This is a genomic window from Pseudomonas sp. Xaverov 259, assembly GCF_019352915.1.
In the GTDB taxonomy this organism is placed as follows: Bacteria; Pseudomonadota; Gammaproteobacteria; order Pseudomonadales; family Pseudomonadaceae; genus Aquipseudomonas.
Genome location: NZ_JAAAFV010000057.1, coordinates 605502 through 614407, shown reverse-complemented (window position 1 = coordinate 614407; position 8906 = coordinate 605502). Strand labels below are relative to the sequence as shown.

Sequence of the window (8906 nt, the reverse complement as noted above, 5' to 3'; positions counted from 1 at the left end):
GTTGGGCTGCGAAGCAGCCCTAAAACAGGCACTGAGCTCTTTCTGAAAGAACTCGTTGCTCTTATTGGGGCCGCTGCGCAGCCCAACGCGGGGCAAGCCCGCTCGCCACATATGCCTCCACACAATTCCCTCCCAACTTTGCATCTCAGCAGTCTGTCAGGTGCCCGCTGGCGCATCCGGCACATGCGGCAACGCCACGCCCTTGGGCCACAACATCCAGATCTGCCCCTGCTGCTTCATATTCCCCGCCAACTCACCCGCCGCATCACCGGTGCCCCAGAACAAGTCCGCGCGCACTTCACCGGTGATCGCGCCGCCAGTGTCCTGTGCGGCAACGGGCCGTGCGATGGGCGAACCATCGGGTTGGGTGGTCGACAGCCACAGCAGGCTGCCCAGCGGAATCACCTTGCGGTCCACTGCCACGCTGTAACCCGCCGTCAGCGGCACGTTCAGTGAACCACGCGGGCCTTCGTTGCTGTCCGGGCGGGCGCTGAAAAACACGTAGCTGGGGTTGCTCGCCAACAGTTGCGGAATGCGCTCTGGGTTGGCCTTGGCCCAGGCGCTGATGGCGCCCATGGTCACGTCTTCTTTTTTCAGCTCGCCTTGCTCCACCAGCCAGCGGCCGATGGGGCGGTAGGGGTAGCCATTCTGGTCGCCATAACCGACGCGCAGTTGGCGCCCACCGGCCAGTTGAATACGCCCGGAGCCCTGGATCTGCAAGAACTGCAGGTCCATCGGGTTGGTCAGCCAGGCAATCGGCTTGGCGGAGGAACCCTGGCCGTTGATGGTGCTGGCATCGTCATACGGCTTGAGCACGCGGCCCTCGAGGCGGCCGCGCAGGCGCTTGCCCTTGAGTTCCGGGTAGATGCTTTCCAGGTTGACGATGATCAGGTCATCCGGCACGCCGTACACCGGCACATGGGCAGTGGCGGTTTCGGTCAGGCTGCCGGGGTAGACAGGCTCGTAGTAGCCGGTGATCAGGCCATTGGGTGTGTTGTCGGCCGAGCGCAGGCCGAACACATCCAGGCGCTCCTTGAGAAAACCGCGCACGGCAACGGCATCGCCCGGTACGGTGGCGGCGGCGGCACAGGTCGCGCCCCAGACTGGATCAGCCTTGAGGCGCTGGCAGGCACTGCGCCAGGATTCAAAGCCGGCCAGCAGGTCGCCGTCGGACACCGCCGGCAGCGCTTCCCACGGTGCACTGACATAGGTGGCGACGGCATGGGGCTTGGCCGCTTCTTCTTTTTTGCCAGCGTCTTTGCCGCCATCACAACCGGCCAACAGTGCAACCATCGGCAGAGCCCACACCATTCGGCGGCTCCAGCGTTTCAAGGTGATATTCATGCACGTAATTCCTGAAGCGGTTGCCTGCGCCGCAGCGCATTCAGGCAACCCTTATTATTAATAGGGCTATTGGTCTTTGCGGGCGGGGCGAGGATACTGGCCGCCGTTTCCCGTGACCTTGAAGCCATCATGACTTTTAAAAAACTGACCGTGGTATTGCTGGCCTGCCTGACCTTGTCCGCCTGCGGCGGTGTCGATCCGAATTCGCCCCTGGGCCAACGCAAGGCCATCTTCAAGCAGATGCTCAAGACCGGCGAAGACCTGGGCGGCATGCTGCGTGGGCGTATCCCGTTCGACGGCGCGAAGTTCGCCGAAGGCGCGGTCAAGCTCGATGCCTTGTCCCACGAACCGTGGAAGCATTTCCCGAGTGTGCGCGAGGAAGATCACACCAGCGCCAAGGACACGGTGTGGCAACAGCAGGCACGCTTCCAGGAGTTGGCTCGAAACCTTGAAGCGGCCACCAGTGAATTGGTGGTCGCAAGCCAGGTGCAGCCCTACAAGGCCAGCAACCTGGGGCCTGCGGTGCAGAAAGTCGAAGATGCCTGCACGGCCTGCCATAAACAGTTTCGCGACCACTGACCGGTTTTATTTGTCGAGTTCTTCGACGGCGTCTTGCAGTTCCTTGCGCGACTGAGCGAGCTTGTCTTTGCGTTTGTTGATCTTGTCGGCATCGCCTTTTTTCATCGCCTTGTCGAGGTCGGCCTGACGGCGGCTGACTTCGTGCTTGGCGTCGAGCACCTTGTTCTCGCGTTCTTTGCGCAAGGATGCGTCGGTGCAGTGGGCGGTGACTTCGCTCAGGGCTGTTTCCAGGCCGGCTTGTTGTGCGCTGTTGCCATGGGCCTTGGCTTGTTCGATTTGTGCGCTGATAGCCTGGCTCTTGGCGGCGCAGCCAGTGAGTTCCGGCACTTCTTCGGCGGCCAGCAGCGGCATGCTCGTAAAGCTCACGGCGGTCAACAAGGCAAGTGGGGCTAGAAATTTCATATGAGGCTCCAAGGTCGCAATAAGATGGCAGGGTGAATTCTGCCGGGTTAAAAGGTAGCTCGGTTGGACTTAAAACCCGTCAATTCCGGCCACACGTAATGTTTCAGCTAACGCTTGTACTTGCGGGTCGCGAAAAAAAGCGCTCAATTGCGCCGCGCGGCCCGGGCCAATGCCATCGGCAGCCAGCCAGGCTTGAGTGTCTTTGGCGGCCAGGGCCTGCCAGCCTCCCTCCAGATCGTTACGTGCCGAAGGCGGTACGCCCAGGGCCTTCAACCATTGTGCAAAGGGCCGTTGTCGCGCGCTTTGCAAGCTGTCGAGCACCCGGGCACGGCGGCGATCCCCGAAGCCGTCAATGTTAGCAAGCTCTGCCGCATCCAGGGTTAACCAATCGAGAATGCCTGCGATTAGACCGGCCTGGATCAATGCGTTCCAGGTTTCGCGGCCCATATAGGGCAGGGCCAGCCCCTGGTTGCTGCTCAGCCAGGTCAGGCGCGCGAGCAATTGCTCCTCGCAGCCGGGGTCCAGTTGCCAGCAACTCAAGGCATGGAAGTTGCGCGCATCGGGCACTTGCACCGCCACCCTGGTCTCGTTGCGCAGGATCACTTGCTCCAAGCGCGGAATCACTTGCCCGGCAAGGCTGATGGAGACCTGATCGCCGGGGCGGATGTCCAGCGCATGCCAGTGCTTCAAGGAGCCGACGCTGACGCGGCGGATTTGCCGATCGTCCAGCCGCACCGGCTCCAGTTCCAGAATAGGGGTGATACGCCCCGTGCGGCCGATCTTGAACTGCACCTTGCGCACCAGCGCCAACGCCTTGGTTACCGGGTATTTCCAGGCCACCGCCCAGTAAGGCGCGCTGGCTTGCCAGCGGTTGGCGGGCGCGTGCAGGGCCTGGTGCAATACCACGCCATCGCTGGCAAAGGGCAGTGGATGGTTGTACCAGTAACGGCGCCAGTGCGCGGCTTCAGTGAGGTTTTGCACGGGGTGGCTGTAGCGACGGCTATCGGTGAAGCCCCATCGCGTCAGGGTGGCCAGGCGCGTGCTGAAGTCTGCCGGGCCGTCGGGCCAGGCCCAGACAAACAGCCCGATCCTGGAGGCCTCGGCCTCACTTAACTGTCGGCGATTCATCAGCCCGGCCACTTTGCTGCGAGCACTGAGCCCGCCGTGTTCGGACTGCACATGATCGTCAAGGCGCCAATAGAGTTCGCCTTGCAGCACCAGGTCGATGGGCTCGGGCAGTTGCTGGACAATGCCTTGGATCTTGCGCGCGGCGGTTGTCCAATCCTGACCGAGCAGGCCGTCGCCACGGCTGATGAGCTGGCTCAGGCGGCCTTTGCGATACACCAGCGTCACCGCAACGCCGTCGACCTTGGGTTGCACCCAGACGTCCTGGCGTGTCTTGAGCCACTCACCCACGGCCTGTTCATCCACCAGCTTTTCCAGGCCGGTATGAGCGACGGGGTGCGCCCGTGTACCGCGCGCACCTGCCAGCGGGTTGTCCGCCGTCGACTGCGTTGGCGCAAAACACGCGTGCCACCGCGCCAGGCGCTGTCGGGCCTGGTCGTATAGCTCGTCGCTGACCGGGGACTGACCGAGCCGGTGGTAACTGTCATCCCACAGCTTGATCTGTTCAGCCAGGGTGCCGACCTGTGAGCGGGCCTCTTCGGGGCAGTCTTCGGCCCAGGCCAGAAACGCCAGGGCGCTGAGTACAAGGGCAATCAGTAAACGCATGATGAGCATCCTTGCTCGGAAGGGACGCCCAGCCTAAGTGATCCCGGCGGCCACAAAAAAGCCCCGGCAGGGCGGGGCTTTTTACTGGGTGTTTCCAGTGACTTGAACAGGCCGCCCAATGCCTTCACGGCACCGTTCTTTTCCATCTTGGTGTCCTGTATTTGTTGCTTGGCATCGACCTTGGCTCGGGATTCAGCCAGTTTGTTACAACCTTTGTTGAGCTGCTCCTGTGCAGCTTTAAAGGCGCAGGCAATAAAAAGCCCCGCCGGATGAATCCGGCGGGGCTTTTGTATAGCGCGGGCTTACAGGCCGGCGGCCGTGCGCAAGTCGTTGGCGCGGTCGGTTTTTTCCCAGGTGAAGGTGGTGAAGGTGTCGTCGCCGACAGTCTTCTGCGCAGGGGTACGACCGAAGTGGCCATAGGCTGCGGTTTCCTGGTACATCGGGTGCAGCAGGTCGAGCATGGTGGTGATGGCGTACGGGCGCAGGTCGAAGATCTCACGCACCAGCTTGACGATCTTGTCATCGCTGATCTTGCCGGTGCCGAAGGTATTCAGCGAGATCGACGTAGGCTGGGCCACACCGATCGCGTAGGAAACCTGAATCTCGCAACGCTCGGCCAGGCCGGCTGCGACGATGTTCTTGGCCACGTAACGACCGGCGTAGGCCGCCGAGCGGTCAACCTTGGAAGGGTCTTTACCCGAGAACGCGCCACCGCCGTGACGGGCCATGCCGCCGTAGCTGTCGACGATGATCTTGCGACCGGTCAGGCCACAGTCGCCCACCGGGCCGCCGATGATGAACTGGCCAGTCGGGTTGATGTGGAACTGAGTGTCTTTGGTCAGCAACTCGGCAGGCAGCACGTGCTTGACGATCAGTTCCATCACGCCTTCACGCAGGTCGGCGTAGGACACGTCCGGGTTGTGCTGGGTCGACAGTACAACGGCGTCGATACCCACCACTTTGCCGCCTTCGTAACGGCAGGTCACCTGGGACTTGGCGTCCGGGCGCAGCCACGGCAGCACGCCGGATTTACGTGCTTCGGCCTGGCGCTGTACCAACTGGTGCGAGAAGGTGATCGGTGCCGGCATCAGTACGTCGGTTTCGTTGCTGGCGTAGCCGAACATCAGGCCCTGGTCGCCGGCGCCCTGATCTTCTGGCTTGGCGCGGTCCACACCCTGGTTAATGTCGGGGGACTGCTTGCCGATGATGTTCATCACGCCGCAGGTCGCGCCGTCGAAGCCGACGTCGGAGCTGTTGTAGCCAATGTCGGTGATCACATCACGAACGATCTGCTCCAGGTCGACCCAGGCGGTGGTGGTGACTTCACCGGCGATGATCGCCACGCCCGTTTTCACCAGCGTCTCGCACGCCACGCGGGCGAACTTGTCTTCAGCAATGATGGCGTCCAGCACCGCGTCAGAAATCTGGTCGGCGATTTTGTCCGGATGCCCTTCAGACACGGACTCGGAGGTGAAAAGGGAGTATTCGCTCATCTCGATGTTTTCCTGATATTTACCGATGGTGAGTGTCGCCAGTCGGTCGCTGAAAGTGGCGGACCTGGATCTGGAAACCATTACGTAAACCTACATAGAGGCTTTCCCCGGGAACGAGTCCCGCAGCGGTGGCCCAACGGGCCAGATCGTCCTGTTCAAAACCCAACCAGAGATCACCGCAGGCCTCCTTGGCCCAATTCTGGTTGTGGCTGCATAAATCTGTGACCAGCAGGCTGCCGCCCGGTTGCAGCAAATTGGCCATCTGCTTGAGGGCTTCGGCGGGGGCCGCAAAATGGTGCAAGACCATGTTCAGCACCACGCAATCGGCCCGCAGGCTGGTGTCGTTCAACGCGTCGGCCAGCTGCAGGCTGACGTTGCCCAGCGCTTCGCGTTCGCACAGCTGGCGCGCCAGCTCAAGCATCGCCGGGCTGTTGTCCAGCGCCGTCACCTGCTTGAAGCGGCGGGCCAGTTCCGGCAGAAAGCCACCGTCGCCGGGGCCGACTTCCAACGCCGTCGCTTCATCACTGAAGCTCAGCTTGTCCAACAGCGCCAGTACGCTTTCGCGGTATTGGGGCAAACCGGCGATCAGGTCCTGCTGGGCGCGAAACTTCTCGGCCACCCGTGAAAAAAAATCCTGGCTGGCGGCGGCGCGTTGCCCGTGGACCTGGCTGATGCGCGACTGCACATCGCTGGGCAGGCCCAGGCTGTCTACCTCGTCGAGCAGGGCGGCGTGCAGCTTGCCGCCGAGCAGCTCGGTGTGGGGCAGGGCGCGGCGATAAAAAATCGCATTGCCTTCGCGGCGCGTAGCCACCAGCTCGGCCTGGGCCAGCACCTTGAGGTGGTGGCTCATGCCGGATTGGCCGATGGCGAAGATCTGCGCCAGTTCCAACACGCCAAAAGAGTCGTTGGCCAGTGCGCGCAATACGTTCAAGCGCAACGGATCACCAGCGGCCTTGCATAAGGCAGCCAGCTCATCGCCGTCGTCGGGACGCAGGGAGGGCACGGGTAGGTTCATAAGGCCAGCAGTCTAGTGACGGGTGGAAATCCCTGCAAGGCCAATATCAAAAAGTTTTGATATTGGTCGATAATCGGTAGTTATAAGCAGCCGCTATAACCTTTAGACGAACCGGTGGGCTGTTTCTGCAAGCCAATGCCGGGTAAACCGCAGGAAAAACACCTCCAAGTGACTATCTGTCATTGCCCGCAGGCGGTGGCTGAGGGAAAATGCCGGTCCTTTTTTCCGTTTCTTCTACTCAAACCCCAGGAGATCAGCGATGCCCAGCCGTCGTGAGCGTGCCAACGCCATTCGTGCCCTCAGCATGGATGCCGTGCAAAAAGCCAACAGCGGCCATCCCGGTGCCCCGATGGGCATGGCGGATATCGCCGAGGTACTTTGGCGTGACTACCTGAAACACAACCCGAGCAACCCGTCGTTCGCCGATCGTGACCGCTTCGTGCTGTCCAACGGCCACGGCTCGATGCTGATCTATTCGCTGCTGCACCTGACTGGCTACGACGTCACCATCGATGACCTCAAGAGCTTCCGCCAGCTGCACAGCCGCACGCCGGGCCACCCGGAATTCGGCTACACCCCGGGCGTCGAGACCACCACTGGCCCGCTGGGCCAAGGCCTGGCCAACGCCGTGGGTTTTGCCCTGGCTGAAAAAGTACTGGGCGCGCAGTTCAACCGCCCTGGCCACAACATTGTCGACCACCACACCTATGTGTTCCTGGGTGATGGCTGCATGATGGAAGGCATTTCCCACGAAGTCGCTTCCCTGGCCGGCACCCTGGGCCTGGGCAAGCTGATTGCCTTCTACGATGACAACGGCATCTCCATCGACGGCGAAGTCGAAGGCTGGTTCACCGACGACACGCCAAAGCGTTTCGAAGCCTACAACTGGCAGGTGATCCGCAACGTTGACGGCCACGATCCGGAAGAGATCAAGACCGCCATCGACACCGCCCGCAAGAGCGAGCAGCCGACCCTGATCTGCTGCAAGACCATCATCGGTTTCGGCTCGCCGAACAAGCAAGGTAAAGAAGACTGCCACGGCGCCCCACTGGGTGACGCGGAAATCGCCTTGGCTCGCGAAGCGCTGAAGTGGAACCATGGCCCGTTCGAAATCCCGGCTGACATCTACGCCGAGTGGAGCGCCAAGGAAAAAGGCCTGGCCGCCGAAGCCGAGTGGGACCAGCGTTTTGCTGCTTACTCCGCCGAATTCCCGGAATTGGCCAACGAGCTGGTACGCCGCCTCGCCGGTGACCTGCCTGCCGACTTCTCGGAAAAAGCCTCGGCCTACATCGCCGAAGTCGCGGCCAAGGGCGAGACCATCGCCAGCCGTAAAGCCAGCCAGAACACCCTGAACGCCTTTGGCCCACTGCTGCCTGAGATCCTCGGCGGCTCGGCTGACCTGGCCGGTTCCAACCTGACCCTGTGGAAAGGTTGCAAAGGTGTGTCGGCCGAAGATGCCAGCGGCAACTACATGTACTACGGCGTGCGCGAGTTCGGCATGAGCGCCATCATGAACGGCGTGTCCCTGCACGGCGGCCTGGTGCCTTACGGCGCGACCTTCCTGATGTTCATGGAATACGCGCGTAACGCGGTACGTATGGCCGCGCTGATGAAGAAGCGTGTGATCCATGTGTACACCCACGACTCCATCGGCCTGGGCGAAGACGGCCCGACGCACCAGCCGGTCGAGCAACTGACTAGCCTGCGCACCACGCCGAACCTCGATTGCTGGCGCCCAGCCGACGCGGTGGAATCCGCGGTGGCCTGGAAGCACGCTATCGAGCGCAAAGACGGCCCTTCGGCGCTGATCTTCTCGCGTCAGAACCTGCAACACCAAGTGCGTACCGACGCGCAGATCGCCGACATCAGCCGTGGCGGTTATGTGCTCAAAGACTGCATCGGCGAGCCGGAACTGATCCTGATCTCTACCGGGTCCGAAGTCGGCCTGACGGTTCAGGCCTACGACAAGCTGACCGCCCAGGGCCGCAACGTTCGCGTTGTGTCCATGCCGTGCACCAGCCTGTTCGAAGCCCAGGACGCGGACTACAAGCAGTCGGTTCTGCCGTTGCAGGTCAGCGCGCGTATCGCCATCGAAGCGGCGCACGCCGACTACTGGTACAAGTACGTGGGCCTGGAAGGCCGCGTGATCGGCATGACCACCTACGGTGAGTCGGCGCCGGCGCCAGCCTTGTTCGAAGAATTCGGTTTCACCCTGGAAAACATCCTGGGTCAGGCTGAAGAGCTGCTGGAAGACTAAGGCTGTAGATTGAGGTGGCTGTGCCGGCCTCTTCGCGAGCAAGCCCGCTCCCACACTTGAATGGGTTCACACAGTTGCAATTGTG

7 protein-coding genes are annotated in these 8906 nt (G+C 61.9%); 2 read left to right on the top strand and 5 right to left on the bottom strand.

Going from position 1 to position 8906, the window contains the following annotated elements; all coding sequences use genetic code 11:
* Positions 1-156 precede the first annotated feature (156 nt).
* Positions 157-1344 carry a murein transglycosylase A gene (locus tag K0H48_RS25615; RefSeq protein ID WP_219269793.1) on the bottom strand — a complete coding sequence of 396 codons (1188 nt, stop codon included), beginning with the start codon at positions 1342-1344 and terminating at the stop codon, positions 157-159.
* Between the two features lie 129 nt (positions 1345-1473).
* On the opposite strand from K0H48_RS25615, the gene K0H48_RS25610 reads away from it, so the two are divergent.
* Positions 1474-1923: a cytochrome c gene (locus tag K0H48_RS25610; RefSeq protein ID WP_219269790.1), complete on the top strand. Its 450-nt coding sequence runs from the start codon at positions 1474-1476 to the stop codon at positions 1921-1923.
* A gap of 6 nt (positions 1924-1929) precedes the next feature.
* Here the strand turns inward: K0H48_RS25610 and K0H48_RS25605 are convergent, their stop codons facing one another.
* From K0H48_RS25605 to K0H48_RS25590, 4 genes are all read right to left on the bottom strand, one after another.
* On the bottom strand, positions 1930-2325 hold the full coding sequence (locus K0H48_RS25605; protein ID WP_219269787.1) for a DUF1090 domain-containing protein: 396 nt from the start codon (positions 2323-2325) through the stop codon (positions 1930-1932).
* Positions 2326-2394: 69 nt separating this feature from the next.
* On the bottom strand, positions 2395-4056 hold the full coding sequence (gene ligB, locus K0H48_RS25600) for an NAD-dependent DNA ligase LigB (protein ID WP_219269784.1): 1662 nt from the start codon (positions 4054-4056) through the stop codon (positions 2395-2397).
* A gap of 302 nt (positions 4057-4358) precedes the next feature.
* On the bottom strand, positions 4359-5549 hold the full coding sequence (gene metK / locus K0H48_RS25595; protein WP_060548155.1) for a methionine adenosyltransferase: 1191 nt from the start codon (positions 5547-5549) through the stop codon (positions 4359-4361).
* A 19-nt stretch (positions 5550-5568) separates the two neighbouring features.
* On the bottom strand, positions 5569-6564 hold the full coding sequence (locus tag K0H48_RS25590) for a metalloregulator ArsR/SmtB family transcription factor (protein ID WP_219269776.1): 996 nt from the start codon (positions 6562-6564) through the stop codon (positions 5569-5571).
* Between the two features lie 259 nt (positions 6565-6823).
* On the opposite strand from K0H48_RS25590, the gene tkt reads away from it, so the two are divergent.
* Positions 6824-8821 carry a transketolase gene (gene tkt / locus K0H48_RS25585; RefSeq protein WP_219269773.1) on the top strand — a complete coding sequence of 666 codons (1998 nt, stop codon included), beginning with the start codon at positions 6824-6826 and terminating at the stop codon, positions 8819-8821.
* Positions 8822-8906 lie beyond the last annotated feature (85 nt).

Bases quoted from the DNA above. Each gene is read 5' to 3' on its own strand.
- K0H48_RS25615 (WP_219269793.1), bottom strand. From the start codon at position 1,344: ATGAATATCACCTTGAAACGCTGGAGCCGCCGAATGGTGTGGGCTCTG.
- K0H48_RS25610 (WP_219269790.1), top strand. From the start codon at position 1,474: ATGACTTTTAAAAAACTGACCGTGGTATTGCTGGCCTGCCTGACCTTG.
- K0H48_RS25605 (WP_219269787.1), bottom strand. From the start codon at position 2,325: ATGAAATTTCTAGCCCCACTTGCCTTGTTGACCGCCGTGAGCTTTACG.
- ligB (WP_219269784.1), bottom strand. From the start codon at position 4,056: ATGCGTTTACTGATTGCCCTTGTACTCAGCGCCCTGGCGTTTCTGGCC.
- metK (WP_060548155.1), bottom strand. From the start codon at position 5,549: ATGAGCGAATACTCCCTTTTCACCTCCGAGTCCGTGTCTGAAGGGCAT.
- K0H48_RS25590 (WP_219269776.1), bottom strand. From the start codon at position 6,564: ATGAACCTACCCGTGCCCTCCCTGCGTCCCGACGACGGCGATGAGCTG.
- tkt (WP_219269773.1), top strand. From the start codon at position 6,824: ATGCCCAGCCGTCGTGAGCGTGCCAACGCCATTCGTGCCCTCAGCATG.